Genomic DNA, 25,473 nt, shown 5'->3' with positions numbered 1-25,473 from the left:
CTTGTGTTAAACTGATCCTGATATGGCCAAGATACAAGCAATAAAGGCGAGAGAGATTTTAGATTCACGAGGAACACCGACAATTGAGACAACCATTTGGTCTGATACAGGACAAGCAGCAGTAGCAGCTATTCCTTCTGGTGCATCTACAGGTAAGTTTGAAGCGGTAGAGCTGCGGGATGGCGACCCAAGTCGCTTTAAGGGAATGGGGGTGATAAAGGCAGTTGATAATGTAAATAAGATAATCGCACCTAAGGTGGTGGGGATGGATCCTTTGTACCAGTCCAAAGTAGACAAGGTTTTAATAGATCTTGATGGTACGGATAACAAGTCAAAACTAGGAGCTAACGCAATTTTGTCAGTGTCCCAAGCGGTGTGTGAACTGGGAGCGTTGATTAGCGGTAGGGCAATTTTCCAGTACTTGGCTGAGAAGTATGCTTTGGTAAGTCTTAATTGGTCATCCTTACCGGTACCGATTTTTAATCTGATTAATGGTGGTAAACATGGAGCAGGTAATAACTTGGATTTCCAGGAGTTTCATATTTACGCCTCTTCACGTCAGTCTTTTGGCGAGTCTTTGAGGATGGGTGAGACGGTTTATCAGACTCTTAAAGAGTCGTTAATCAAGCGAAATGCGGCTTATTCGGTTGGTGATGAGGGAGGTTTTGCGCCAAACCTTTATACCAACACCGATGCCTTAGAACTGCTGGTGGAGGCGATAAATTTAAGCAACTTTACATTGGGTAAGGATATATTCTTAGGGCTTGATACAGCTAGTAACTCGTTTTTTAAGAATGGGAAGTATGTGGTTAAGGATAAATCTCAGCCTTTAACAACTGAGGAGATGATTGAGTTTTATGTTCAGTTGAACAAAGATTACAATCTGTTTGCCCTGGAAGACGGTTTGAAGGAGGATGATTTTGATGGTTGGGCGAAATTAACCAGTGAGATAGGGGCAAATACTTTGATTGTGGCTGATGACTTGGTGGTGACTAATAAGAAGAGACTTAAACAGGCGATTGAAAAAAAGGCCTGCAATGCTGTTTTGATCAAACCAAACCAGATTGGCACCATATCAGAGACAGTTGATGTAATTAAATTGGCTAAGGATAGCAAGTTGGCGGTAGTGGTGTCACATCGATCGGGCGAGACAAACGATGATTTTATCGCTGATTTTGCAGTCGGGATGGGGGCAAACTATGTTAAGTTTGGGGCGCCAGCTAGAGGTGAGAGGGTAATTAAATATAACCGAATGGGCATGATTGAGAGCTTGCTTAAGCCAGCTCAGACGGAGACAAGTAAACCTGATAATGACAGAGCTTAAGACAAAACCAGTAGTATTGTTGATTCTTGATGGTTGGGGTATTGCTCCTGAGGGTAAGGGGAATGCAATTGAGCTGGCCAGTAAACCTAATTATGACATGTTGTTAAATGAGTACCCCAACACTCAGCTTGAGGCGTCAGGTGAGGCGGTGGGCTTGCCTAAGGGTGAGGATGGTAACTCAGAGGTGGGACATCTTAACATTGGTTCGGGTCGGATAGTGATGGAGTCTTTACCAAGAATTAATCTATCAATTGTTGACGGATCTTTTTTTGAGAACGAAGCTTTGCTTAAGGCAATCAATCAGGCTAAGAACAACAACTCACGTTTACATCTGATGGGATTGATTGGTAGCGGAGGGGTCCATGCGTATAACGACCACTTGTATGCATTACTGCAACTGGCTAAAAAGCACCAGATAGAGAATCTGTTTTTACATATCATTACCGATGGACGTGACTCCCCACCAACTGAGGGCAAGATGCACATAAAAAAGTTAATGGATGAGTTAGAGCAATTAAAGATTGGAAAAATCGCGACATTGATGGGCAGATACTATGCGATGGATCGTGATTTACGCTGGGAAAGAACTAAACTGGCTTATGAGGGTTTAACCGAGATGATTGATAATAAGGCTAAAGACCCACTTTCTGCTTTGGAGCAAAGTTATCAGCAAGAAATCACTGATGAGTTTATTAAACCAATCCAGATTGGTGAAAATACCAAGGAGTCTAGAATCCAGGACGGTGATGGAGTGATCTTTTATAACTTTAGAATTGATCGACCCAGGCAACTGACTAAAGCATTTGTTATGGACGATTTTGAAAAGACAGCCATGGTGATTAAAGGCTTTGATGCTTATGATGTAAGCGGAAAGAAAAAGGAGGTAGTGGCTACGCCAGAGAATACTCCGTTTAAGCGCAAAATTGTACTAAAGAATATTGTGATGACGACAATGACTGAATATGAACCAGGCTTGGCAACTGAGGTGGCATTCCCCCCTCAAGTGCTTGAAAACACTTTGGGCGAGGTGGTGGCAAAAGCTGGAATAAAACAGTTAAGGGTAGCTGAGACAGAGAAAGAAAGATTTGTGACATATTACTTTAACGGAGGAATAAACAAAGTGTTTGAGGGTGAGGATAGATTGATAGTCCCCTCTCCTGATGTGGAGACCTATGACCTTGAGCCTGAGATGTCAACGCCTGAGATAGTTTATGAAACTCAAGTTAAGTTGGAGTCTCAAGATTACGGCTTGGTGGTGATTAATTTTGCCTGTCCTGATATGGTAGCTCATACTGGTGATATTAAGGCGGCAGTAAAGGCAGTTGAGGCGGCAGATGAGGGATTGGGTAAGCTAGCGAATTTGGTCAAAGAAAAGGAGGGGGTGTTGATTGTTACAGCTGATCATGGCAATGTGGAGGAATTGCTGAGTCCGGATGGAAAGCAGGTTGATACAGAGCACTCGACTAACCCAGTGCCGCTGATTGTTGTCTGGGATAAGCGACCAGAGGGTTTAAGTTTGCGGCAAGGGGTTTTGGCTGATATAGCGCCAACAATACTAAAGATTATGGGATTGGAGCAGCCGGAAGAGATGAACGGAAAACCTTTGTTTTAAGGCTTTGCGAGTAAGTTTAAGAGTTGATATAGTGAGGAGATATGAAAGTAGATGTAATAAAGGTAGGGAACAAAAAGTTAGCCAAGACTCCAAACTTGGAGAACTATGAGAAGGGGTATAAGAATTTTAGTTGGGATGAGGTTAAAAAAGATCTGGAGTTTTTTAAGGGAGGCAAGTTTAATGCTGTTCACAATGCGATAAGCAGACATGCTCGGGATGAGCTGAAAAATAAGGTAGCTCTTTATTGGATCGGCGAGGATTGGACAGAGAGAAAATTTACCTTCGCTGAGATGGAGCGATTAAGCGGCCAGTTTGCCAGTTATCTTAAGGACTTGGGGGTTGATCGTGGTGATCGAGTCTTTTTCTTTTTACCAAGAGTGCCGGAGATGTACTATGGCTTTTTAGGCACTTTGAAACGAGGGGCGGTGGCTGGAACTTTGTTTAGTGCTTTCCAGGAACAGGCTTTGGTAGATCGGATTGGAAGTAGTAATGCTAAGGTTCTGGTAACTAACAAAGAGTTACTACCTCGAGTTCAAAAGGTCAAGAAAGACTTACCTAACCTTGAAAAAATTATTTTGAGTGACGATTTAGAAAAGGTATTGGAGCAGTATGATGACGAGGGTGAGGTACGAGAGATGGAGCTAGATGATCCGGCCTTTATGCTTTACACCTCGGGATCAACTGGCAAGCCTAAGGGGGTGGTGCACAAGCACGAGGCTTTGTTACAAGAGGAGATGACGGCTAAGTACGTGCTGGATCTGCAGCCTGATGATGTGTACTGGTGTACGGCTGATCCAGGCTGGGTAACTGGGGTAGCTTATGGGATTTTGGGCTCATGGAGTTTGGGTGCCTCGGCAGTGGTGTATAACGGCAGATTTGATGCAGAGAGTTGGTATAAGATTTTGCAGGATTGGGGGGTGAGTGTGTGGTATACAGCGCCAACAGCAATTAGATTGTTGCAAGCGGCTGGTGACGAGTTGCCTGATAAATATGACTTGTCTAAAGTGAGACATGCCTGCAGTGTAGGCGAGCCACTCAATCCCGATCCAATTAGATGGGGTAGGAGGGTATTAAAGATTTTGTTTCATGACACCTGGTTTCAAACAGAAACGGGAGCCATCTCGATTGCCAACTTCCCAGCAATGGATATAAAGGTTGGATCTATGGGTAAACCAGTACCGGGAAATGTGGCAGCTATTGTGGATGATAAGGGAAAAGAGTTGGGGCCAATGACTGAGGGTAGTTTGGCATTGAAGCGAGGATGGCCCTCGATGATGAAGACTATATGGAGGCGACCTAAGAAGTTTGATAGTTATTTTGAGGGCAAGTGGTTCATCAGCGGTGATAGAGCATATATGGATGAGGATGGATACTTTTGGTTTGTGGGTAGGGACGATGATGTGATTAAGACATCAGGAGAGCGGGTTGGTCCTTTTGAGGTTGAGTCGGCATTAATTGAGCATGAGGCAGTAATTGAAGCAGGAGTAATTGGCAAGCCGGACGAAGTCAGAGGTCAGATAATCAAGGCGTTTGTTGTGTTAAAGCCTGGAGTGACTCCAAGTGAGAAATTAAAAGAAGAGCTGTCGGTGTATGTTAAAAAGCACTTGGCTGGCCATGCTTACCCCAGAGAGATTGAGTTTATTGATAAGCTACCAAAAACAAGATCGGGCAAAATTGTGAGAAGAATGCTTCGAGCTAAGGAGTTGGGACTGGAGGTAGGTGACACCAGCACTTTGGCCGATGAGTAAAAATGAGGGAACCAAGTTTAGCTGAGCTAGATAAAATAAGACGAGAGGGTTATAGGCCTGGGGTGGTTGTATGTTTGATTAATCAAGAAAAGTTACTGATGGCGTACAGTGTCGAGCATGGTTTGTGGCAGATACCTCAGGGGGGAATTATGGGTGGTGAGAGTTTGATGACAGCATTGGTTAGAACTGTCGAGGAGGAGCTGGGTGAGGAGGTAACCAGTGGAGTAAATCTTAGCTTAGAAATAGTTGGAGTAGACCGAGTCGAGTTTCCACCAAATAAAACTGAGGGAAAAAGTATTATGACAGAGACGGGTGAGGAGCTATCTATGAAAGGTAAACACTATTTTCTGGCTAAAAGCGAGTGTCTGGTGACTGAGTTTGATATGAGCAAGTGTGTTTATGGGGTGGTGAGGTGGGTGGGATATAAGGAGGCCTTAGAACTTGCGAGTCAGATATATCAGCGAGGAAAAAGGCGGATGACAGAGACAGCGATTGAGAGACTTAAAGAGGCTAAGGCTATAACCTAAGTAAAAGGGTGATCTCCCCTTTTGGTTTGAGGTTGGATAGGTTGGCGAGTGAGTCGCGGATAATTTCTTGGTGGGGCTTGGTAAGCTCGCGTACAACTACGGCTGGTGTGCTGGGTGGAAAATACTCAAGCAGCTGTTTGATAGTTTGGGACAGGCGGTAAGGTGATTGATAGAGAATTAGGGTGATCCCCTGACCGATTAGCGGGGTGAGAAGTGAAAGAGTTTTGTGCTTTTTGGAGGTCTTTTTTGGTAAAAAACCTAAAAACATAACCTTGTCAGCAGAAAAACCTGAGATAGCTAGAGCTGTCATGGCGGCAGTAGGTCCGGGGATAATATCAAGCTCGCCTTGTTTGTCTATAACAGCATTAATCAAGACGAATCCGGGGTCAGAGATGGTGGGTAAGCCGGCGTCTGAGACAAGAATCCCCTCTCCTAGTTGTTCAAGACGGATTAGGGCGTGGTTGACTGTAGTTTTTTCGTTAAAGTCATTAATAACTAAATACTCACCGGTGAAAGGTGCGTCAAGGAAGCCCTCGTGTTGAAGTTTCGAGTAAAGCCTATTAAAGACTCTGGTATCTTCGCAGATGACTAGTTTGGCGTTCTTGATGACTTCAATTGCCCGAAGAGAGATATCAAGATGATTGCCTAAGGGTAGGCCTAATATGGTTAGTTTCATGAGCATATTGTATCAGTCATGGTAGAATGGGTGGTCGCCATTTTAGTTTAAAAAGGAGGTCAACATGCCTGGAACAATACAGGCTGCGGCCACTAAAGTGCGAAGAATGCGTTCTGGGTCAGAATTTATCTTGGTTGTTAAGACCAAGGTAGAGGATCCTGGAGCACAAGTAGAGGCTCTGGCCAGTGGGTCAGGGAAGCAGTTGGCATTGCTGGGAAGTGATGTGGTCAATAAAGACGGGAAACTGGTCACCTTGATTAAGATCAGGGTGAATTGACGCAGTGACTTCCTGGAAATGCCTACTACAGGCCGGTACTGAACCTTAGTACCGGTTTTTTGTATCCGCAGTGGTTTTAGTTTTTAAATTTATGTGTGATAGACGGAGGGTGGGTGCATTGCTATACTCATTAGTAATGCCCTGGGGAGATAAGACAATCAACTGGAAAATTGCTGGAGCTGCAGGACTGGGAATAAAGTCGACTGGTGAGGTTATGGCTAAAGCTTTGTCACGTTCAGGTTTGTATATTAACGGTTACACCGAGTATCCATCGTTGATCAGAGGTGGACATAACACGTATCAAGTACTGGCGAGTGAAAAACAGGTAAGTAATCCCAGATGGAATCTAGACATTTTAGTGGCCTTAAACGAGGAGGGAGTAGTTTTACATGAGGATGAGATTGATGAGCGAACAAAGATTGTGGTTGATGAGAGTGTAAAGATTGAGGGTAATAGGGGCAGACTTATCCAAGTACCTTTGCTTGAAAAAGCGAAGGAGTTGGGTAACCCAATTGTGCAAAATGTTATTGCCCTGGGGGTGAGTGCAGCCTTGATAGGTGTAGAGATAAGTATATTTGAGGAGTTGATCGAGGAAGAGTTTGGCAAGAAGAAAGAATTGTTGGAAATTAACAAGAAAGCGCTTAGGGTTGGTTGGGAGTTGGCTGGTGAGGAGAGACAGGTGGAGTTAAGGAAAAGGGCAGATAAGCCGCGAATGGTGATGAGCGGTAGTGAGGCGGTGGCAATGGGGGCAATGGCAGCGGGAATGCAACTGTATTGTGCATATCCAATGACACCAGCAACGCCAGTGATGCACTTTTTGGCTAAGTACCAGGATAAATATGACTTGGTTGTCAGACAAACGGAGGATGAGATTGCGGCAGTTAATATGGCGATTGGAGCTAGTTTTGCGGGTGTTAAGGCAATGACGGGAACAAGTGGTGGTGGGTTTGCTTTGATGCAAGAAGGTATCTCACTGGCTGGAATGTTGGAGTTGCCTTTGGTGGTGATGTTGGCAATGAGACCCGGACCGGCAACTGGTTTACCAACCTGGTCAAGTCAGACTGATTTGCGATTTGCAATTCACGCTGGACATGGTGAGTTTGCTAAGATAGTACTGGCCCCTGGAGATCCAGTTGAAGCATATGAGTTGAGTTACAAGGCATTTGAGTTGGCTCAAAAATATCAAACGGTGGTGATCTTGCTGACTGATAAGTTACTGGCCGAGTCGCATTACTCGGTTGAGTTGCTGGAGGAAAAACCGGTAGTTGAGGTAAGTAATGTAACTGACAAACCAAAGAAGCCTGAGGAGGAGATGTTCCATCGCTACCAACCGAGTGCTAATGGTGTGTCGGAGCGGACTCTACCAGGGTTGGTTAATGGGTACTATGTGGCTAACTCAGATGAACACGGGCCAGAGGGTTTAGTTGATGAGTCGGCTGAGATGCGGGAGGTAATGGTGAGGAGAAGATTGCTTAAGTTGAAGTCTATTGAGAGTGATATGGCTTTGCCGGTTATCTACGGATCAAAGGAAACTAAATTAAGTTTGGTTGGATTTGGAAGTGTTAAAGGAGTAGCTTTGGAGGTGATTAAAGAGTTTAATGACGTTAACTATATCCATTTTAACCACGTTTGGCCGATGCCTAGCAAAGCAAGAGAGGTGTTGGAGGGGAGAAAGTTGGTGTTCTTGGAAAATAACATGACTGGACAGTTGGAGGGTTTGGTGCGTGAGTATCTGGGACTGGGGGGGATAAGTAATATTCGCAAGGATGATGGTAGGCCATTTTATGTAGATGAGGTTGTTAATTTGGTGAAAAGAATCATATGAAATCCGAAGAACTAAATACCAGTGTCTTCCCGACTTGGTGTCCAGGGTGTGGTGATTATGGAATCTGGGCAGCTTTGAAAAAAGCACTAAGTAAACTTGATACCCCGATTGAGAATGTGGTCATAGTTTATGGCATTGGTTGTTCGGGGAATATGGCTAGTTTTGTTAAGGTGTATGGTGTGCATGGACTGCATGGCAGAGCGATTCCGGTGGCTGAGGGGATAAAGTTGGCAAATAAGAAACTGAAGGTAATTGTGGTGGGCGGAGATGGAGATTTACTGGGTGAAGGGGTGGCTCATTTGGTGGCAGCATCACGATCAAACCCTGATATAACAGTGATTTTGCATAACAATCAAATATATGGTTTAACGACCGGACAGTCATCCCCTATTTCTTTGAAAGGGAGTAAAAGTAAGACGTACCCGATGGGTACACCTGATGAACCATTAAATCCAGTGCAGTTGGCTTTAACACTGGGGGCAAGTCAGGTAATGCGGGGATTTGCTGGTGATATTGAGCACTTAACAACTCTAATTAGTGACGCAATTAATCACGAAGGTTTTAGCTTGGTGGAGGTGCTACAACCGTGTGTGACTTTTAACAAAATAAATACTTATGCCTGGTTTAGAGAAAGAATCAAAAAGCTAGAGCAACCGGAAAGATCAAGACTGGAGGCGTTAAAAAAGGGAGTCTGGACTAACCAGCAGATAATGATCGGCGAGTTTTTCAGAGAAAGTAAACCGGTTTTGGGATACAGCTATGGAGTACTGGAGAGAAAGAACTTACTTGAGCTTAAGAGAAAAAGAGAGATGAACAAACTATTCGAGAGTTTCAGGTAAGGGAGAGTTGTTTTCGTCCATATAGTCAGGGTTGGGGGCTATGAACTCGACACGAGTGATGGGTTCATCTTCGATACCGGTGGTATGAGTGATGACTGCCTGATCGGGAAGAAGGTCAAAGAGTTCTAGGTCTTGTGCAGAGATATGTCCATGGTAGTGGAGAATCATGGTGCCAGTGGGTGAGCCTTCATCGTACTCAAAGAAAGCTCCAGGGAAGGCTTCTGGAGGAGTGTTTGGTCTTTCTACCATATCAACTAAAAGCGCCTGATAACACCAACTACTTTGCCTTGGATACGAACTCTGGTGGCGTAGATGGGGCTCATTGAAGCATTAGCTGGTTCTAGTCGAATTCGGGTTTTTTCTCTAAAGAATCTTTTAAGAGTGGCTAAGCCGTTTTCCAAAAGAGCTACCACTATATCACCGTTATCAGCCTGATTGGTTTCTTCGCAGACTACAAAATCGCCATCAAAGATACCATCATCACGCATGCTCTCACCATTAACACGTAGAACAAAAGCTTTGCGTTTGCCAGTGATCATCTCTGGAGAGACTTTTAAGGTAGCGTCTGGTTCATCATAGGGTTCGATTGGTTTACCGGCGACTATGTAGCCTAGAATGGGAAGTTCGACGGTACTTAAGGCCTGGCCAATCTTTTTGTCAACCAGTTCGATACCTCGGACAGCGCCTTCATATTTGCGGATGATTTTTTTCTTGATTAGGGCTTGAAGATGTTCGTGTACGGTAGCTAGTGAGGAGACACCTAAGGCATCGGCAATTTCTTGAAGAGTGGGTGAGTAACCATGAACTTGAATGTATTGGGAGATAAAATCAACGATTTGTCGTTGTCGCTTGTAAAGGGTGACTGCCATGATTAGAATTTATGACAAATAAAACCCGAAGTCAAGTAGAAGATTTCGGGTATTTTTCTGGTAAAATGTTAGATTGATGGATTTTAAATTGAAATCACCATTTGAACCAGGAGGAGACCAACCAGAAGCTATAAAAAAATTGGTGGAAGGAATCAGACAGAATGAGAGCGGTCAGGTGTTGCTAGGAGTGACGGGTTCGGGCAAGACATTTAGTCTGGCCAAGGTGATTGAGGAAGTGAAACTACCTACCTTGATCATTTCCCACAATAAAACATTAGCGGCTCAACTGTACCAGGAATTTAGAGATTTTTTTCCAGAAAATGCTGTGTCATACTTTGTGTCGTATTATGACTACTATCAGCCAGAGGCGTATATCCCCCAGTCTGATACCTATATTGAAAAGGAGACGAGTGTTAATGATGAGATAGATAAATTGAGACTGGCGGCAACCACCAACTTGCTGACAAGACCGGATGTTATTGTGGTGGCTTCGGTGTCATGTATATATAATTTGGGTTCGCCAAAGGATTATGCTCTGAATATGTTGGAGCTGATTAGTGGTGAGCTGATTGGACGTGAAGAGGTAATGAAACGGTTAGTTGACATGCAGTATGAGCGGACTAGAGGTCAATTGCTTAGGGGAAATTTTAGGGTAAGGGGTGAGTATGTTGAGGTGTGGCCAGCTGATAAAGATGAGGTGTTAAGAATTGTGTTTGGTGAGAAGGAGATAAAGGATTTAATCTGGGTTGATTCAGTTGATCTGACTCCCCTACTGCTTACAGGTGAGAGTGAAGGAAGAGAGAAACGGGCAGTGATATCTCCGGCTAAACATTTCTTGGCAGATGTGTACAGTCAGGATAAAGCGGTGGAGGAGATAAAGAAAGATTTGGCCAAGCGAAGTAAAGAGCTTAAGAATCAAGGCAAGATACTAGAGGCTCATAGACTGGAACAGAAAGTAAACTACGATCTGGAGATGTTAATGACTATGGGGTATGTGAATGGTATTGAAAATTATTCTCGGTATTTCGATGGCCGACAGCCTGGTGAGGCACCTTTCACTTTGATTGAGTACATGCAGCATAATGCTGAGATTTTTGGTAAGAAAAAATTTTTGACCGTAATTGATGAGAGTCACATTACTCTGCCACAGATTAAAGGTATGTATCGAGGAGATGAGGCTAGAAAAGAAACATTAATAGAGTATGGTTTTAGATTGCCATCAGCTAGAGATAATAGGCCTCTTAAGTATGAGGAGTTTGCCAGAAAGATTAAACAGGCTATTTATGTAAGTGCAACTCCGGCTGAGTGGGAGATTAATTTGGCAGGGGGCAAGGTCGTCGAGCAACTGATTAGGCCAACCGGTTTGCTTGAACCGGTGATCGAGGTGAGACCAATTGAGGGCCAAGTGAGTGATTTGATAAGAGAGATAGTCAAACGAAAAGAAAAGTGTGAGCGGGTGCTAGCAACCACATTGACGAAGAAAATGGCTGAGGAGTTGGCTGATTATATAAAAGACAGTGAACGGGTAGAGGAAAAAATCGGATACAAACTAAAAAGTCCAATTAAGGTTCATTATCTTCATGCAGATGTGGAGACATTAGATAGGATTGATGTATTGGATGATTTGCGTAGTGGTGAGGTGGATGTTGTGGTGGGAATCAACTTACTTAGAGAGGGTCTGGATCTTCCGGAAGTGTCATTGGTGGCGATTTTGGATGCTGATAAGGAGGGATTTTTACGCTCAGAAACCTCACTTATCCAGACAATGGGTAGAGCAGCTAGACATGTTGAGGGTAAGGCGATTCTTTATGCTGACAAGATTACCGATTCAATGAGACGAGCTATGGATGAGGTGACCAGAAGAAGAAAAATTCAGGAAAGGTATAACTTGAAACATGAAATCGTACCTAAAGGAATCATTAAGCCAATGAGAGATAAGCTTTTAAAGAGGATTAAGGTAGATAACAAGAAAAAAAAGATGGATGTACTGGATGATTATGGCTGGAGTAGTCCTGATGATGTAGATGTTGAGGCAATGACACCAAGTGACAAGCTTAAACTGAGTAAGAAACTAAGGAGATTAATGAACGAGGCGGCTAAGAACTGGGAGTTTGAGCGGGCAGCTTCCCTGCGTGATTTGATTGAAAAAATTGAATAGAAAACTAATCGCGCTCAAGAACCATACGAAGTGACCGACCTTGTGTGACAATACTACTATTTGGTCTGACATCAGCTGGAAGGATAGGGTCTTCGGCGGAGTACTCATTGCCAAGGATACGAGAAATATTTTTTCTGGTTTGCGCAACGGTGTAACCAGTAACTTGACGATCACCACTATCAGCATCAGAGGAAATATAAACATATGGAGGTGCAAGTCTCTTGATGCCTTCAAGGATTTCGTTCTCGATATCTATATCGGGAATAAGGCCAACAACCACAGCTAGGTCAACCTGACCTCTAAGTTGTCTGCCTATATCGGCATCAAAACGATCGCGGACTATAAAAGCATGGGACGAGGGTGGTGCATCAGGAATCCTGTCCGTTGGTTGATTGAGCGGATCTACGTGGATAACCAGTATGGGGTCGCCTTTAACATCAGGCTGGCTACTTTGAAGTATGACGCCATCATTATTATTACTACGCGAGCCGATTTCGATGACAACTGGTGCGTCTGGATTATCCTTGCGCCATTGTTCTATTTTTTGTCGTAGCTCTGGGGTTGAGACAAACTCAGCGTTGGTTGGTGGCGAGTAATCTCGTTCTTCTTCAACAGGAGCAAATGGGCGTTCTGACATAGTGACAATATATCACAATATGAGCTTGGACGGCTGTGGTATACTTTTTCAAAATTATAGGAAAAGGACAGATTTATGGCACAAACTGAAGGCTTGCGCTTCTTAACTAGGGAAATGGGTTTTACGCCTGAGTCAGTGAGGATGAGTGAGGTGGTACTTGGAGTATTGGGTGAACGGATTCTTACAGTTGAACCAATGATGATGCAACAGAAAGAAGGCTTGCGACAGTATAGAATGGCGATGGATAAGGTGATAAGTAGTAACAAACTGTCAGCTCAAGAGAAGGCGTTACTTGAATACACACCTTGGGCTCTACTTGGAAGATTGTTGGCCGTGACTCGAGGAGCAGGTAAACTTGAACCTGGATGGATTCAAGATAGGGATGAGATGGTAACTGCTTTAGGTTGGGGCGATGATTTGGCTCAAGTTGAGGATAGACTAAATCAAGGAATAGATCGAGTTTTTGAACGGCTTGAGGCTGATGAGAGTGTTGATGTAGCTAAATTGGTTCAGCACGTGATGGGGATTAATACGGCACTGTTTGCTAGTACTGCTGAGTCTAGTGACTAGCTAAACTTTCGGGATTTTTCTGGTAAAATTAAGGGTTGTGAAAGAGAGGAATACATCACCAGCAACGCATCTGATGGTGCGAGGAGCTAGACAACATAATCTTAAAGGGGTTGATCTTGATCTGCCCAAAAACAAATTGATTGTGTTTACTGGACTATCTGGTTCGGGTAAATCGAGTATGGCTTATGACACCATATATGCCGAAGGTCAGAGGCGATATGTCGAGTCACTATCCTCCTACGCCAGACAGTTTTTGGGAGTGATGGATAAGCCGGAGGTGGACAGAATCGATGGACTATCCCCTGCTATCTCGATTGACCAGAAATCAGGGTCGAATAATCCAAGATCAATTGTGGGTACAGTGACAGAGATCTATGACTATCTAAGACTGTTGTTTGCCAGAGTAGGTCACCCCCACTGTCCTAACTGTGGTGAGGAGATTACCAGTTTGGACGCTGAACAGATTACCCGGTTAATGCTAAGGATGGCTTGGAAACATGAACTGATGGCTGCGAAGAAAGGGGTTAAGCTACTTATTTTAGCTCCAGTGGTGAGGCATCAAAAGGGACAGTTTAAGGAGCTGTTTAAGACATTGGCTAAGAAAGGTTACTCTCAAATCCGAGTTGATGGAAAAATCTTGAAGCTTGATGACAGGGTTGAGTTAATCAGAACCAATTTTCATAACATTGAGGCAGTAGTTGACAGGATCGTAATCGAGCCTGAGTCTGTTTTTGAAAAGAATGAGGAGATGGGTAAACAAACCAAAAATAGATTGTTTGAGGCAATTGAACAAGCTCTAGAGATATCAGCTGGATTGGTGGTGATGTCGGTGGTTGGCGATAACGGATTGTCTTTCCCAGAGTCGCCAGTGGAGATGGAGGATCACTTGTTTAGCGAGAAGTTTGCTTGTGCGAAGTGTAATGTGAGTATGCCTGAAATTGAGCCGAGGATGTTCTCCTTTAATGCACCCGAGGGTGCGTGTCCGGTTTGTAGTGGTTTGGGTAGTAAACTGGTAGTCAAGACAGAGTTGTTATTGGCTGAAAGTTTAACTTTAGATGAGGGAGGAATTATTCCACTGGCTGCCCAGTTTGAGACAAATACTTGGATGGCTAAGTTGATTCGTCAGGTTGCTTTAGAAAATGGGTTTGATAGCAAAACGGCAATCAAAGATCTAAAAGATGAGCAGAGGGAGATACTGCTTTACGGTACGGGTAAACGAGAGTACGCGGTTAAGGGGATTAACTCTAAAGGAAGAGAGACTACTTGGCATACTAGTTTTGCCGGCATTATTCCCGAGCTGGAGAGAAGATATACGGAGAGTAGCTCTGAGTATGTCAAGACAGAGCTTGAGAAATACATGGTTAAAGAGATTTGTCCTGAGTGTCATGGATATCGATTAAAACCGGAGGCTTTGGCGGTGACGATATTGAGTGCCTCGATTTCTGAGGTAACTGCTTTATCGATTGAGAATGCACGCGAGTGGATGGAGACGGTTATGAGCAGTTTAAGTGAGAAAGAGAAAACGATTGCCGGGCCAATTGTGGAGGAGATTATGTCCCGGTTAAAGTTTTTGGAAGCGGTTGGCTTGGACTATCTGACTCTGGCTCGTGAAGCGGGTACACTTGCTGGTGGAGAGTTACAGCGAATTAGATTGGCTTCCCAGATTGGCTCTAGATTGACCGGGATATTGTATATATTAGATGAGCCAACCATTGGTCTTCATGAGAGAGATAACAAGAGATTGATCGGGACACTGCGGGAGCTGCAGAAATTGGGTAATACATTAATTGTGGTAGAGCATGATCGGGAAATGATGATGTCAGCAGATGAGATTGTTGAGTTTGGTCCAGGAGCTGGGAGTCAGGGAGGAGAGATAACCTATCAGGGTGATGTTAATAACATGATGAAGGATACAAAGAGTCTGACAGGAATGTATCTGGCAAACAAAAAGAAAATTGAGGTGAGTAATGAGAGTAAAGTGATGGATCCGGAGAAGATTCGTTTAATGGGAGCGAGTGAACACAACTTGAAGCAAGTTGATGTAGAACTACCGCTGAATCGAATGGTGTGTGTAACAGGAGTCTCTGGCTCAGGTAAGTCTACTTTAATTGTTAAAACTCTGTATGAGGCTCTGTCTAGAGAGTTAAACAAGCGACATAAGCGAGAGCAGGTGAATTATGAATCGATTATGATTCCTGACAGGGTAAAGAGGGTTAGTTTAATTGACCAAAGTCCGATTGGTAGGACACCAAGAAGTAATCCGGCTACATATACCAAGACTTTTGATTACATTAGATCATTGTTTGCAATGACATCTGAGGCAAAGATGCGAGGATACAATCAGGGCAGGTTCTCGTTTAATGTCAAAGGGGGTAGATGTGAGGCCTGTCAAGGTGAGGGACAAACCAAGATTGAGATGCAGTTTATGGCAGACATATATGTTAAGTGTGAGGTGTGTCAGGGGAGTAGGTATAACTCGCCGACTCTAGAGGTTGATTACCGGGGCAAGAATATTGCTGAGGTACTGGAGATGACGGTTGATGATGCGGTGGAGTTCTTTAAGGGAGTACCGGCAATTAGTAAACGGCTTAAGACGTTGCAGGATGTGGGTCTGGGATATATTAAATTGGGTCAACCAGCACCAACCTTGAGCGGAGGTGAGGCGCAAAGGATTAAGTTGGCGGCGGAACTGGCAAAAACTGGGTCGGGTCATACTGTTTATGTCTTGGATGAACCAACCACAGGACTGCATTTTGAGGATTTGAGAAAATTGTTAATCGTTTTACACCGCCTAGTGAAGCAGGATAATACAGTGGTGGTGATTGAACACAACTTAGATATGATTAAAAACGCAGACTGGATAATTGATATGGGTCCTGAGGGTGGAGACAAAGGAGGAGAGATATTGGTTGCTGGTAATTTAAATAAAATCATTGAGTGTGAGCGATCGTATACGGGTCAGGAGTTAAAACAGATCATTTAGCGGCTTGTAGTGAGGCATGGCGGCTGGTTAAATATCAGTGTGAAGAAGTTACTGTTGGTGGTGTTAATGTTGGGCTGGTGGTTGGTGTCTGCCCCGAGGTTGATGGCCGCCTCTGAGTTTGAGACTAGTTATAGCAGTATTTATCAGGTGGGTCTTAATGGGGTGACTCAGGTAGTGCTTGATATATCCTTGGAAAACAAGATAAGTAACGTATATGCTGATCGATTCTCACTGTCGGTAGGGTTTACTGATATTAGAAATGTAAGAGTTAAGGATGCCGTTGGCTTGATCGAACCAGAGATTGTGGTGACTGATAATCAAACAATTATCAGGTTTATGTTTGTTGATAAGGTAGTGGGCAAGGGTAAGGTAAATCGTTTTTCGGTAAGCTATGAAACTCAGGATATTGCGATTAAGAACGGCTCAATCTGGGAAGTGAACATTCCTCAGCTTGAGGCAGATAAAGAGATATCCAGTCAGAAAGTGACCTTAATTGTCCCATCTGTTTTTGGTGAGCCGGCTTTTATTACTCCAAAACCTGATACAGCAACGAACAATCCGCCAGCGGCAAATACGAGTAATAGTTATGGCTTTGAAGCATTGACTTTGGGTAACAGGGCGATTTCGGCGGTGTTTGGAACTGAGCAGTATATGCGCTTTAACCTGATCTACCATTTGGAAAATAACAGCCCGGTAAAACAAGGAGCAGAGATTGCCATACCACCTGACACGAATTACCAAAAAATGGTTTATGAGTCGATCAGGCCGGAGCCTGAAAATGTATTGATTGATAAGGATGGTAACTGGCTGGCCCAGTACACGTTGTTACCCGGTCAGAAACTTGATGTAAGTACAACGGGAGTAGTGAAGATAAGCTTTAATCCTGATGGCTCTATTCTCAATCAGGATATGTGGGAGACGTATTTGTCGAGTAGTGGCTACTGGCAGGTGGACAATGCTCAGGTACAAGCCTTGGCTGATAAATTGGGATCAGCTAAGTCTGTTTATGACTACGTGACTGATTATTTAAGTTATGACTACAACAAGGTGTTAACGGGAGGTGGCCGAGTGGGAGCTTTGGCTGCTTTAAATGCCCCTGAGACGGCTATTTGTACTGAGTTCACGGATTTGTTTGTGACATTGGCTAGAGCGGCGGGGATTCCAGCAAGAGAACTGGAAGGTTATGCTTTCACTAGTAATGACAAACTTCGACCTTTGAGTCTGACCCAGGATATTTTGCATGCTTGGCCTGAGTATTATGATTTGCAGACAAGGCGGTGGGTACAGATTGATCCAACCTGGGGGGATACGACCGGAGGAGTCGATTATTTTAATAAACTGGACTTGAACCACTTTGTATTTGTAATCCACGGTAGTGATCCAGTGAATCCTTTGCCTGCTGGAGCATATAAGACGGAGGTGACTAGCAATAAAGATGTTAAGGTGATTGCCAGTGACCCGGTGGTAATGCCAAGTGAGGACTTGATGTTTGAGGCTGTATACAAACGAAATTGGTGGAAAGGAGTGATTGAATTAACGGTGAAGAATCAGGGCATGGTGGCCGGAGGAGGTAGCCTGGTGATAAAATCAGAGCCTGAGGGTGTGGTGGACGAGGTGCGTGAGGAGGTTATCCCACCTTACGGAGAAAGGGTAATGCTTGTTAACACGGCGCGAGGTAAGGGATTAATCGCGCCAAGTAATTTATTGATTAAGAATGGACAACGAGAAATCATGGTTAGAGTCGAACAAGACGAAGCTTGGGGGACGTCGGTTAAAGTGGCGGCCGGAGCAGTTGGAGCCACGATTCTGGCAGCGGGTGCCTACACAGCCGTCCGTTTATTGCTTCGAAGACGAGACCGGTAAACCGCTGTATATAGGTAAATCGGTTCATCCTAAGTCCAGACTTAAACAACATCTTCAACAAGCTAAGGAGGCAAGAAGTAAACAAAAGGAGTTTGTTAATTTGGCCAAATGGATTAGGTTTTATCAGGTTGAGTCGGAAATCGAGAGTTTGCTACTTGAAGCAAAGTTGATCCGTCTGCATCAACCTTTTTACAACTCGATGTCGAAGGATGACAAGAGTAGTACCTACATCATGGTAGGTAATGAAGATTTTCCAGTGGTTAGTTTGATCAGAGGTGGTGAGATAGAGAATTTTAGGTCAGTGTATGGTCCATTTAGAACCCGCTATGAAGCTGAGATGGTACTTAAAGTGGCTAGAAATATTTTTAAGTTTTGCCAAAATCCACCTAACAATGGCGTTAAAAGAGCATGTTTCTATTACCATATTGGCAAGTGTGATGGCGCCTGCACGGGATTGGTTAGTAAGACAAAGTACCGAAGTAAGATCGGATACTTAAAGAGATTCTTAAATGGGAGTTCGAGTGGTTTGTTGGTTAGCTTAGAAAAGAAGATACGAAGATTGGCTAAGAATGAAAAATATGAGGAGGCTGAGGAGGTTAGGAAGATGTACGAGGCAGTCAAATGGGCCACCAAGACTCGGCACGGATTGGCTGAGTTTCTAAAGGATAATCAAACTCCTGAGCGAGCCATCCGCGAACTAAAGGTTATGTTGAGTAGCTACGGGATAGAGTCTAGTTTAGAGCGGATTGAGGGTTATGATGTGGCCACTACTCTACAAATGGATACGGTGGGAGCGATGGTGGTCTTTTTCTTGGGGACTGCAGATAAAAGTAGCTATCGAAAATTTAAGCTTGATGGTAGTAATAGCGATACTGAGGCAATGAAGCAGATGCTTGTTCGAAGAACTAGGCGAACTGATTGGCCACGACCTGACTTAATTTTGGTTGATGGAGGCAGGCCACAACTATCAACAGCCTTGAAGTTGATAAAGGACGTACCAGTGATTGGTTTGGCTAAAAAGGAAGAGCTGATTGTGATTTTCTATGAGGGTAAGTTTATTGAGATAGAGATGCCAAGAAGATCTAAAGGCTTGCAGTTACTGCAGCAAATCAGAGACGAGGCTCATAGATTTGGAACGGGATATCATAAACAAGTAAGAGACAGGCGGAGTTTATCATAAAAGTTGACGTAGACAGTCAAGACTGAAAAAATGAAGTTATGAAAGGCTTAATTAGAGGATTTTTCTTAAGCGGCTTGGTGCTGTATCTATCGGTACTGATATATCCGGGCATTATTTATGATGGACGGCTTGAAACCCTGATAATAGCTGCTATTGCTCTAATGCTGCTTAACCGGATCGTCAAACCCTTAATCAAGCTGTTTTTGCTACCAATTAACTTGATCACATTAGGACTGTTTCGTTGGGTGGCTCATGTTTTGACTCTATTTTTGTTAACCAGAATAGTGAGTGGTTTTGGAATAGTTGGTTTTGTGTTTCCAGGTTGGGAAAGTAATGGTTTTGTGATACCAGTATTTGAGGTAAGTACTTTGATGTCGTATGTGCTGGGCTCGATCACCATCGGAGTGATCGCCTCGAGTATTAGCTGGGTTCTTGAGGATTAAGAATAAATTTCAGGTTTTGATAGAATAGGGGTATGGATTGGTTATTGTTACTACAGATATTTGTGTCGGTGGCCTTGATTGCCTTGGTGATGCTACAAAGCCAGGGAACAGGATTGGGGAGTAGTTTTGGCGGAAGTGGTGTTAGCTACCACTCTCGCAAGGGTTTGGAGCGATACGTGTTTGCGGCCACCATTGGATTGATAGTGCTGTTTACCGGTCTGGCGGTTATGAGCATTATGCTGTAATGGCTATCTCAATACGGAAGACATATTGGTTTGTGGCAGGTTTTGTCGGTAAGTATAGGCGGGTGATGGCTGGGAGTTTGATTGGGAGCTTGTTGGTGATTGGTTTCTTGGTTTTAATCTGGCCACACATACCCAAACCAAAGCCCAATCGTTATGTGGGAATTATTGGCAGATATGAACTGTCCCAGATACCTGAGCGAATTGAACAGGAGCTCGGGATGGGCTTGACTAGCTTGGGCGATGATTACTTACCGGAGCCTGGTTTGGCAAGGAAGTGGGAGGTGACAGAGGATGGCAAAACTTACCGGTTCTACTTAAGGGATGATATGTACTGGTCAGATGGTAAAAAAGTAGTAGTCGAGGATTTTAACTTTAGTATTCCTGATGTAGCGTTTAACAAGCTGGATAATGGTGTATTGGAGTTTGTATTACCTGAACCATTCTCTCCATTTCCAGTGGTGCTAAGCACACCAGTGCTGCGAGAAGGTAGATACACAACCGGTAAATATATGGTTGGGGATATACAGGCAGACGGTCCTTTTTTACGTTTGCTGCAACTGGAGAATGAAGAAGAGATTCTGGTATTCAAGTTTTATGACACATCCAGCACGGCGCTGACAGCGTTTAAGCTGGGAGAAATTGATGAGCTGGTTGGCCTGTTTGATGCGGGTGAGATATCTGAATGGAGTAACGCAACAATTGAGAGAGTAACTAAGTACGACTATTACACGGCAGTGTTTTATGATAATAAAGATCCGTTGTTGGGTGATAAGCGAGTCAGGCAGGCATTATCGTATGCGATTGAAGATAAGGACTATGGCTATCAGAGAGCGACAGGACCGATTAGTCCTAAGTCTTGGGCATACAACTCGGTGGTAAAGGAGTATGAGTATGATGTTAACCGGGCTAGGGAGTTGCTGGAAGAGGCGGTACCAGCTGAAAGTGAGCAGGAGTTAAGGATTGAGTTATCAAGTACGGCAGATCTATTGCAGGTGGCGGAAGTAATTAAAGAGGATTGGGAAGAGCTTGGTATAAAGGTGGATATTAAGGTGGTAGCTTCGATTCCAAGTAGTTTCCAAGCACTGGTGGCAACTCAAGAAATCCCAGCTGACCCAGATCAGTACTACAACTGGCACTCAACCCAGGCGAGTAACTTTACTAAGTTCTTAAGTCCAAAGGTAGATAAATTGTTGGAAGATGGTAGGCAGACTTTGGATCAGATTGAGAGAAGACAGATGTATTTTGATTTCCAGAGATTTGTTGCCGAGGACGCACCAGCAACATTTCTGTATCATCCCGAGGCAGTGGTGATCAAACGAGGTAGAAGTTAGACCCTGGGTATTTGTGTTAGGATTTTAAGCAGTTAGTAAGTTTTTTATATAAATACTATGTTTAGCTTAGCTGGTAAAAAAGCGCTGGTGACGGGTGGATCAAGAGGTATTGGTAGAGGAGTTGTCTTGGCCTTGGCCGAGCAAGGAGCTGATGTGGTGATTAACTTTACCTCCAATAAAAACAAGGCGGAGGCTGTAGCTCAGGAAGTTGAGGCAAAGGGAAGAAAAGCTTTGATAATTCAAGCAGACGTATCAAAAAGAAGTGAAGTAGTATCCATGTTTGAACAGATCAAACAAGAGTGGGGAGGTCTGGATATTTTGGTTAACAATGCAGGGGTATTGCGAGGAGGAGAGTTTAGTGAGTTTAGTGAGGAGATGCTTGATGAGGTACTGGGCGTAAACCTAAAGGGTCAGTTTTTTTGTGCTCAGGAGGCAGTTAAGATGATGAAAAATGGTGGACGAATTATTAACATAGCCTCGATTTCTTCAGGTGGAATGGGGGTAGGTTTTGCTCAGATTGAGGCATACACAGCTTCAAAGGGTGGAGTGATTGGCCTAACTGAGAACTTAGCCCTTGATCTTGGACCTAAGGGAATTAATGTTAATGCCATTGCTCCCGGGGCTATAGATACCGATATGAGCAGGGGAACGAGTGATGATAAGGAGATGGGAGAAGCAGTATTGAGAAGAACACCTAAAGGTAGAGTTGGTAAACCGGAAGATATTGGAGCTGCGGCTGCATTCCTGGCTTCTGATGAGGCTGATTACATTACCGGAGTGACACTCTATGTTGATGGAGGCTGGTTGGCTGGATAAGAAGAGTTAGGGTCGGTATTTAGGGTTTTTCTTGACTACTTTGGCGACGTAGACGATTTCTCTGACTTGGCCTTCGTCATCCTCGAACTGGGTATTACCAGATAGTTGAGCGTAGTTTTGTAGATGGAGGGAGAGGGCAGCGCGCATTTCTTTAAGCTGTTTGGTGCCGTCTTGAAGCTTGTCGTGAATTTTGGCGATTTCGGGTTGAGAGATGACAGCTTTTTTGGCTGATGATTTTTGTTGAGCTGCTTGTTTGGCTTGCTTGGCCGCCTCGACATAGTCAGGATCATTCTCTAAGGCATCATTAACCATCTCTCGTAGATTTTTTAGGATGTCTTGATGGGACTCTATTTTGTTTAGATAGCTCTTAATTAGGTTTTCTAGAGAAATGAGGCTAGTGGCTTGATCTGTTGATTCCGTTGGGGCTGAGGTATTGTCGTCCATAGAGATTTAAATATATCGGGAAAGTGATTATGAAAGCAAGGGTGTAATGTTTAGTTACCAGCAAATGGAGTACCAAAGAGACCAACTGCAAGCTCAGCCCAGATAAGAGTAAGAATGGTTATTAGAACCAGGGCGATAATGCGCCGATGCTTTATCCCAAGTAGTTTGGTGGTGAGAAGGTAGACAGAGCCAATACCTAGCAAAAGAAGGCCTGCGACTAGAAAATCAAAAAAATCCCAGTTGACTTGATTGATGAAAAGCGTTGCAAACAAATGGAATACAAGAATAGCCGTTGTGACGATGATGATAAACAGGGCATCTTTGTCTAAGATATTGAGCTTGTTGATTTTCATTTATGGTAATTGTAGAGAATATTTGCCGATTGATCTGTATATATCGACAAAGCATGCGAATAAGTTTAGCATGGTAGGCATGATAGAAAAAATTGTAATTGCGTCGGCGATTTCATTATTGATTGTCTCTACTCCAGTAGTCGTTATGGCTCAAGGCCAGGGACAGGGCCAATTGAATGGCGTTCAACAAAGAGTTCAGGATCCAACAACTCACGATGGTGAGACTATAGTCCCTCAGGGTGATCAGTTAGACCAAGTGGAACAGTCTGGGGCAGGTAATCAAGTTGGCTCTGAGGCTATGGGTCAGGGTATTGGCAAGGCCACGCAAAGTCTTAACCGAGTTGCCGAGAGAACAAATAACCCGGAAATTGGTGAGCAGGTTCGAACAATGGTTCAAAGTCATCAGCAGATTCAGACAAAGGTTCAGACTGCGGTACAGGCAATGAGTAAAAGGAATGGAGTAGTGAAATTTTTACTCGGACCAGATTACAAAAATGCAGGTCAGGTAAGAAGCAACATCGTTGATTTAAGAAATGATATTGATAAATTGGAAAGAACGAAAGCTGACGCAACAGCAAGCGATGTTGAGGACATTCAAACGGCTATTGATGAGCTTCAGGCAGAAGCAGATACTCTAGACTCACAACTGGAGGAAGAGTTGTCTGGTTTTAGCTTGTTTGGATGGCTAGCGAGAAGATTTGCAAACTAGATTTGAGAAGATTTAAGTAACATAGCCAAATTGGGAGGTTTTTGTTTTGGTTTTATTGAGTGTGTACGGTGATTGGTTGCCGGACTAGGGTTCGAACCTAGATAACCACCTTCAAAGGGTGGTGTCCTACCATTAGACGATCCGGCAAGATTGGGATATTTTAACATTTTGAGGCTCTTAGAGGCGAGCGAGCAGTATTTCTTCGTTTAAGCGTGATAGAGCCCAGGTGATGGGTTCTGTTTGAGGTTGGTTGATATAGGATGAATGTCCGCTGGCTATCTCAACTACACCTGATCGTATAGAGGTATCCAGCGGATGGTGCTTAAGAAGTTGGTCTAGCGGAGTAAGTTTAAGTCCATCAAGCTTGGGACTACTAAAACTATCAGTAAGCTCCCAGGGGATCTGAAGGTGATATGCAGCCACATCAACGTCAGCGACGGCTACGTGCATGAAGGGTTGTAGCTCATCGGGTATAAGCCAGTCTGGAAAGTCTTTGCTTAAAACAAGATTGGAAAAAACCTCTTGCTGAAGAACTCGTTTAATTGAGAGTTGGGGCGGCTCACCGGTATTGGAATAGGTCATGGGTAGAGATAATGAGCCGAAGGTTTTACCTACTTGAGGATTGGGGGTGGTAATGTCATGACCAACTAAGATATGCTCTGGAGCGTCTTGAGGAGTGATAATGAGGGCAGTAGCGGAAAGCCTGGTGGTAAGCCGGCGAATGTGATCAACAACTCGATGGAGACTAGGTGTGGAGAGAACTTCTCGAATACGATGAGGCGTGTATTCGCGGTACCAACGTTCTAGAGGAATATCTTTGGCGGCTACCCATTGAGACAGGAAGTATAGGACAGAACCTAATGGATTGGGTTTGCGACCCTGGAGTTTAACTATGTCGTAGGCATCAAGCCAGTTGTGGGCAGTTTGTTCAGGCACCTCAGGAAACTGAGGGAGAATAGCATTTACTGACCCTTCCTTGAGATAGGCTAACACCAGACTGTTTTGAATGCGTTGGTGAGTATAGTCGTACTGGTCAAAAAGTTCCGTCATAATGTGTGGAGCGGCGGACCGGATTCGAACCGGCGACCTTCTCCTTGGCAAGGAGACGTTCTACCAACTGAACTACCACCGCAGGTTCTATTATTATATCAATAAACTTTGTTTATGGTGCGTATTTTGTGTTTGTAGGTTCTTATGCGATGGCAATTAGCGCAGACGATGTCACATTTGTTGATTTCTGCAAGTAGTTTTGTTTTTGAGTAGTAGTTTTGGCTGACTAAGTGGGCGATATTTCCGATCTTGGTTGTCTCATCGCGATGGTCGAAGTCCATAACGTAGTGAGGAAATCTTTGGCCACAATCTTTACACGGCTTGTTTTTGAGACTATATACTAGCTTCTTTTTGAGAATTACGTATTTTTTTCTTCTTTGGTTTGATAGGAAGAGCTGCCTCTCTCTGTTTTTCCTGTAATAAGATTTTCCCCTCTCTCTGAGACACGTTTTACAGTGGTTGTAATATTGCCCTGCTTTCCTGCCGGTTTTGCGTAAATAGAATTCGGATAAATCCTTACTAAGGTGACATCTGGAGCATGTCTTCATTACAATTATGTTATCCCTTGGGTTGCGACTAGTTCAAGTATTTTGTGCCAAGCTGAGGAGTCGAACCTCAATCTCGTGTTTTTCAGACACGCGCCGTGACCACCTTGGCTAGCTTGGCAAGTGTAATTATTTTATCATCTTTATCTTCCGGTGGACGGTGAGGGATTCGAACCCCCGGCCTTCTCTGTGTAAAAGAGACGCGCTAACCAACTGCGCCAACCGTCCTTGGTTGTTGGTGCCGAGGAGAGGACTTGAACCTCCACGGGTTTACACCCACTGGATCCTAAATCCAGCGCGTCTGCCATTCCGCCACCTCGGCAGGTGTTTTTACAAAGAGGCCGCGTGATGACGCGGCTTTTGTGTGGGCAGGAGAGGACTTGAACCTCCACGGGCATAAGCCCACAGCCTCCTCAAGGCTGCGCGTCTGCCAGTTCCGCCACCTGCCC

At 44.1% G+C, this 25,473-nt stretch carries 24 protein-coding genes and 6 tRNA genes; 17 read left to right on the top strand and 13 right to left on the bottom strand.

Translation table 11 applies throughout. The annotated features are described in order from the left end of the window. Nucleotides 1-22: 22 nt before the first annotated feature. The 4 genes from eno to MICH65_RS03230 are packed head-to-tail and all read left to right on the top strand — an operon-like array spanning nucleotide 23 to nucleotide 5,211. On the top strand, nucleotides 23-1,324 hold the full coding sequence (gene eno / locus MICH65_RS03245) for a phosphopyruvate hydratase (protein WP_161931980.1): 1,302 nt from the start codon (nucleotides 23-25) through the stop codon (nucleotides 1,322-1,324). Then, nucleotides 1,311-2,936 (top strand): 2,3-bisphosphoglycerate-independent phosphoglycerate mutase, encoded by a 1,626-nt coding sequence (gene gpmI / locus MICH65_RS03240; RefSeq protein WP_161931979.1) that lies wholly within the window; start codon nucleotides 1,311-1,313, stop codon nucleotides 2,934-2,936. Before eno ends, gpmI begins: the two co-directional genes overlap by 14 nt. Before the next feature lie 41 nt (nucleotides 2,937-2,977). Then, nucleotides 2,978-4,684: an acetate--CoA ligase gene (gene acsA / locus MICH65_RS03235; protein WP_161931978.1), complete on the top strand. Its 1,707-nt coding sequence runs from the start codon at nucleotides 2,978-2,980 to the stop codon at nucleotides 4,682-4,684. 2 nt (nucleotides 4,685-4,686) lie between these two features. Further along, on the top strand, nucleotides 4,687-5,211 hold the full coding sequence (locus MICH65_RS03230; protein WP_161931977.1) for an NUDIX domain-containing protein: 525 nt from the start codon (nucleotides 4,687-4,689) through the stop codon (nucleotides 5,209-5,211). On the opposite strand, the gene rsmI is transcribed toward MICH65_RS03230, so the two are convergent. Beyond that, on the bottom strand, nucleotides 5,201-5,887 hold the full coding sequence (rsmI, locus tag MICH65_RS03225; protein ID WP_161931976.1) for a 16S rRNA (cytidine(1402)-2'-O)-methyltransferase: 687 nt from the start codon (nucleotides 5,885-5,887) through the stop codon (nucleotides 5,201-5,203). The two genes, MICH65_RS03230 and rsmI, sit on opposite strands and share 11 nt — an antisense overlap. A 106-nt stretch (nucleotides 5,888-5,993) precedes the next feature. Here rsmI and MICH65_RS03220 point away from each other — a divergent pair, with 106 nt between their 5' ends. From MICH65_RS03220 to MICH65_RS03210, 3 genes are all read left to right on the top strand, one after another. Next, the gene (locus MICH65_RS03220; protein ID WP_161931975.1) at nucleotides 5,994-6,164 is read left to right on the top strand and encodes a hypothetical protein; all 171 of its coding nucleotides are present in this window, start codon (nucleotides 5,994-5,996) and stop codon (nucleotides 6,162-6,164) included. Nucleotides 6,165-6,300: 136 nt separating this feature from the next. Further along, nucleotides 6,301-7,989 carry a 2-oxoacid:acceptor oxidoreductase subunit alpha gene (locus MICH65_RS03215; RefSeq protein WP_161931974.1) on the top strand — a complete coding sequence of 563 codons (1,689 nt, stop codon included), beginning with the start codon at nucleotides 6,301-6,303 and terminating at the stop codon, nucleotides 7,987-7,989. Further along, entirely contained in the window at nucleotides 7,986-8,828 is an 843-nt protein-coding gene (locus MICH65_RS03210) for a thiamine pyrophosphate-dependent enzyme (protein WP_161931973.1), read from the top strand. The genes MICH65_RS03215 and MICH65_RS03210 overlap by 4 nt, the downstream gene beginning before the upstream one ends. Here the strand turns inward: MICH65_RS03210 and MICH65_RS03205 are convergent. Together MICH65_RS03205 and lexA are read right to left on the bottom strand one after the other, a co-directional pair. Beyond that, nucleotides 8,808-9,077 (bottom strand): hypothetical protein, encoded by a 270-nt coding sequence (locus MICH65_RS03205; RefSeq protein ID WP_161931972.1) that lies wholly within the window; start codon nucleotides 9,075-9,077, stop codon nucleotides 8,808-8,810. The two genes, MICH65_RS03210 and MICH65_RS03205, sit on opposite strands and share 21 nt — an antisense overlap. A 5-nt stretch (nucleotides 9,078-9,082) precedes the next feature. Next, nucleotides 9,083-9,697, bottom strand: a complete 615-nt coding sequence (lexA, locus tag MICH65_RS03200) for a transcriptional repressor LexA (RefSeq protein ID WP_161931971.1) — start codon at nucleotides 9,695-9,697, stop codon at nucleotides 9,083-9,085. Between the two features lie 76 nt (nucleotides 9,698-9,773). On the opposite strand from lexA, the gene uvrB reads away from it, so the two are divergent. Further along, a complete protein-coding gene (uvrB, locus tag MICH65_RS03195; RefSeq protein WP_174774489.1) occupies nucleotides 9,774-11,855 on the top strand; it encodes an excinuclease ABC subunit UvrB in 2,082 nt (693 codons plus the stop codon). Between the two features lie 4 nt (nucleotides 11,856-11,859). Here the strand turns inward: uvrB and MICH65_RS03190 are convergent, their stop codons facing one another. Next, nucleotides 11,860-12,492 (bottom strand): hypothetical protein, encoded by a 633-nt coding sequence (locus tag MICH65_RS03190; protein ID WP_161931969.1) that lies wholly within the window; start codon nucleotides 12,490-12,492, stop codon nucleotides 11,860-11,862. Between the two features lie 75 nt (nucleotides 12,493-12,567). Between MICH65_RS03190 and MICH65_RS03185 the strand changes: the two genes are divergently transcribed. The 8 genes from MICH65_RS03185 to MICH65_RS03150 all read left to right on the top strand — a co-directional run bounded on the left by MICH65_RS03185 (nucleotide 12,568) and on the right by MICH65_RS03150 (nucleotide 21,923). After that, entirely contained in the window at nucleotides 12,568-13,062 is a 495-nt protein-coding gene (locus tag MICH65_RS03185; protein WP_161931968.1) for a hypothetical protein, read from the top strand. Between the two features lie 73 nt (nucleotides 13,063-13,135). After that, nucleotides 13,136-16,045 (top strand): excinuclease ABC subunit UvrA, encoded by a 2,910-nt coding sequence (gene uvrA, locus MICH65_RS03180; protein WP_161932188.1) that lies wholly within the window; start codon nucleotides 13,136-13,138, stop codon nucleotides 16,043-16,045. Between the two features lie 39 nt (nucleotides 16,046-16,084). Beyond that, the gene (locus MICH65_RS03175; RefSeq protein ID WP_161931967.1) at nucleotides 16,085-17,908 is read left to right on the top strand and encodes a transglutaminase-like domain-containing protein; all 1,824 of its coding nucleotides are present in this window, start codon (nucleotides 16,085-16,087) and stop codon (nucleotides 17,906-17,908) included. Then, nucleotides 17,862-19,088, top strand: coding sequence for a GIY-YIG nuclease family protein (locus tag MICH65_RS03170; RefSeq protein WP_161931966.1), 1,227 nt, complete (start codon nucleotides 17,862-17,864; stop codon nucleotides 19,086-19,088). Before MICH65_RS03175 ends, MICH65_RS03170 begins: the two co-directional genes overlap by 47 nt. 38 nt (nucleotides 19,089-19,126) lie before the next feature. Continuing rightward, complete coding sequence (locus MICH65_RS03165) at nucleotides 19,127-19,531, top strand: phage holin family protein (protein ID WP_161931965.1); 405 nt, start codon at nucleotides 19,127-19,129, stop codon at nucleotides 19,529-19,531. Nucleotides 19,532-19,563: 32 nt separating this feature from the next. Next, entirely contained in the window at nucleotides 19,564-19,776 is a 213-nt protein-coding gene (gene secG, locus MICH65_RS03160) for a preprotein translocase subunit SecG (RefSeq protein ID WP_161931964.1), read from the top strand. Further along, nucleotides 19,776-21,107, top strand: coding sequence for an ABC transporter substrate-binding protein (locus tag MICH65_RS03155; RefSeq protein WP_161931963.1), 1,332 nt, complete (start codon nucleotides 19,776-19,778; stop codon nucleotides 21,105-21,107). Before secG ends, MICH65_RS03155 begins: the two co-directional genes overlap by 1 nt. A 57-nt stretch (nucleotides 21,108-21,164) precedes the next feature. After that, nucleotides 21,165-21,923, top strand: coding sequence for an SDR family NAD(P)-dependent oxidoreductase (locus MICH65_RS03150; protein ID WP_161931962.1), 759 nt, complete (start codon nucleotides 21,165-21,167; stop codon nucleotides 21,921-21,923). 6 nt (nucleotides 21,924-21,929) lie between these two features. On the opposite strand, the gene MICH65_RS03145 is transcribed toward MICH65_RS03150, so the two are convergent. Together MICH65_RS03145 and MICH65_RS03140 are read right to left on the bottom strand one after the other, a co-directional pair. Further along, nucleotides 21,930-22,367, bottom strand: a complete 438-nt coding sequence (locus MICH65_RS03145; RefSeq protein WP_161931961.1) for a hypothetical protein — start codon at nucleotides 22,365-22,367, stop codon at nucleotides 21,930-21,932. Between the two features lie 50 nt (nucleotides 22,368-22,417). Beyond that, a complete protein-coding gene (locus MICH65_RS03140; protein WP_236870846.1) occupies nucleotides 22,418-22,720 on the bottom strand; it encodes a hypothetical protein in 303 nt (100 codons plus the stop codon). A gap of 79 nt (nucleotides 22,721-22,799) precedes the next feature. On the opposite strand from MICH65_RS03140, the gene MICH65_RS03135 reads away from it, so the two are divergent. Beyond that, nucleotides 22,800-23,429 carry a hypothetical protein gene (locus tag MICH65_RS03135; protein WP_161931960.1) on the top strand — a complete coding sequence of 210 codons (630 nt, stop codon included), beginning with the start codon at nucleotides 22,800-22,802 and terminating at the stop codon, nucleotides 23,427-23,429. Between the two features lie 73 nt (nucleotides 23,430-23,502). Here the strand turns inward: MICH65_RS03135 and MICH65_RS03130 are convergent. From MICH65_RS03130 to MICH65_RS03100, 7 genes are all read right to left on the bottom strand, one after another. Beyond that, nucleotides 23,503-23,576 (bottom strand) — tRNA-Gln (locus MICH65_RS03130). Between the two features lie 30 nt (nucleotides 23,577-23,606). Further along, on the bottom strand, nucleotides 23,607-24,479 hold the full coding sequence (locus MICH65_RS03125) for a hypothetical protein (protein ID WP_161931959.1): 873 nt from the start codon (nucleotides 24,477-24,479) through the stop codon (nucleotides 23,607-23,609). Between the two features lie 6 nt (nucleotides 24,480-24,485). Further along, nucleotides 24,486-24,561 (bottom strand) — tRNA-Gly (locus MICH65_RS03120). A 511-nt stretch (nucleotides 24,562-25,072) separates the two neighbouring features. Further along, nucleotides 25,073-25,145, bottom strand: a tRNA-Phe gene (locus MICH65_RS03115). 33 nt (nucleotides 25,146-25,178) lie between these two features. Continuing rightward, a tRNA-Val gene (locus MICH65_RS03110) sits at nucleotides 25,179-25,252 on the bottom strand. Between the two features lie 8 nt (nucleotides 25,253-25,260). Beyond that, a tRNA-Leu gene (locus MICH65_RS03105) sits at nucleotides 25,261-25,346 on the bottom strand. A gap of 43 nt (nucleotides 25,347-25,389) precedes the next feature. Next, nucleotides 25,390-25,473, bottom strand: a tRNA-Leu gene (locus MICH65_RS03100).

It is taken from the genome of Candidatus Chazhemtobacterium aquaticus (assembly GCF_009936135.1).
GTDB classification, from domain to species: domain Bacteria; phylum Patescibacteriota; class Microgenomatia; order UBA1400; family Chazhemtobacteraceae; genus Chazhemtobacterium; species Chazhemtobacterium aquaticus.
The sequence above is the reverse complement of the archived record's forward strand: the minus strand, read 5'-3'. Positions and strand labels throughout refer to the sequence as shown.

What these genes read in the sequence shown, in the direction of transcription:
- MICH65_RS03140 (WP_236870846.1), bottom strand. Translation starts at nt 22,720, where the DNA reads ATGAAAATCAACAAGCTCAATATCTTAGACAAAGATGCCCTGTTTATC.
- uvrB (WP_174774489.1), top strand. Translation starts at nt 9,774, where the DNA reads ATGGATTTTAAATTGAAATCACCATTTGAACCAGGAGGAGACCAACCA.
- MICH65_RS03210 (WP_161931973.1), top strand. Translation starts at nt 7,986, where the DNA reads ATGAAATCCGAAGAACTAAATACCAGTGTCTTCCCGACTTGGTGTCCA.
- MICH65_RS03215 (WP_161931974.1), top strand. Translation starts at nt 6,301, where the DNA reads ATGCCCTGGGGAGATAAGACAATCAACTGGAAAATTGCTGGAGCTGCA.
- secG (WP_161931964.1), top strand. Translation starts at nt 19,564, where the DNA reads ATGGATTGGTTATTGTTACTACAGATATTTGTGTCGGTGGCCTTGATT.
- MICH65_RS03165 (WP_161931965.1), top strand. Translation starts at nt 19,127, where the DNA reads ATGAAAGGCTTAATTAGAGGATTTTTCTTAAGCGGCTTGGTGCTGTAT.
- acsA (WP_161931978.1), top strand. Translation starts at nt 2,978, where the DNA reads ATGAAAGTAGATGTAATAAAGGTAGGGAACAAAAAGTTAGCCAAGACT.
- MICH65_RS03135 (WP_161931960.1), top strand. Translation starts at nt 22,800, where the DNA reads ATGATAGAAAAAATTGTAATTGCGTCGGCGATTTCATTATTGATTGTC.
- eno (WP_161931980.1), top strand. Translation starts at nt 23, where the DNA reads ATGGCCAAGATACAAGCAATAAAGGCGAGAGAGATTTTAGATTCACGA.
- MICH65_RS03125 (WP_161931959.1), bottom strand. Translation starts at nt 24,479, where the DNA reads ATGACGGAACTTTTTGACCAGTACGACTATACTCACCAACGCATTCAA.
- MICH65_RS03205 (WP_161931972.1), bottom strand. Translation starts at nt 9,077, where the DNA reads ATGGTAGAAAGACCAAACACTCCTCCAGAAGCCTTCCCTGGAGCTTTC.
- lexA (WP_161931971.1), bottom strand. Translation starts at nt 9,697, where the DNA reads ATGGCAGTCACCCTTTACAAGCGACAACGACAAATCGTTGATTTTATC.
- MICH65_RS03150 (WP_161931962.1), top strand. Translation starts at nt 21,165, where the DNA reads ATGTTTAGCTTAGCTGGTAAAAAAGCGCTGGTGACGGGTGGATCAAGA.
- MICH65_RS03230 (WP_161931977.1), top strand. Translation starts at nt 4,687, where the DNA reads ATGAGGGAACCAAGTTTAGCTGAGCTAGATAAAATAAGACGAGAGGGT.
- rsmI (WP_161931976.1), bottom strand. Translation starts at nt 5,887, where the DNA reads ATGAAACTAACCATATTAGGCCTACCCTTAGGCAATCATCTTGATATC.
- MICH65_RS03155 (WP_161931963.1), top strand. Translation starts at nt 19,776, where the DNA reads ATGGCTATCTCAATACGGAAGACATATTGGTTTGTGGCAGGTTTTGTC.
- MICH65_RS03185 (WP_161931968.1), top strand. Translation starts at nt 12,568, where the DNA reads ATGGCACAAACTGAAGGCTTGCGCTTCTTAACTAGGGAAATGGGTTTT.
- MICH65_RS03145 (WP_161931961.1), bottom strand. Translation starts at nt 22,367, where the DNA reads ATGGACGACAATACCTCAGCCCCAACGGAATCAACAGATCAAGCCACT.
- gpmI (WP_161931979.1), top strand. Translation starts at nt 1,311, where the DNA reads ATGACAGAGCTTAAGACAAAACCAGTAGTATTGTTGATTCTTGATGGT.
- MICH65_RS03220 (WP_161931975.1), top strand. Translation starts at nt 5,994, where the DNA reads ATGCGTTCTGGGTCAGAATTTATCTTGGTTGTTAAGACCAAGGTAGAG.
- uvrA (WP_161932188.1), top strand. Translation starts at nt 13,136, where the DNA reads ATGGTGCGAGGAGCTAGACAACATAATCTTAAAGGGGTTGATCTTGAT.
- MICH65_RS03190 (WP_161931969.1), bottom strand. Translation starts at nt 12,492, where the DNA reads ATGTCAGAACGCCCATTTGCTCCTGTTGAAGAAGAACGAGATTACTCG.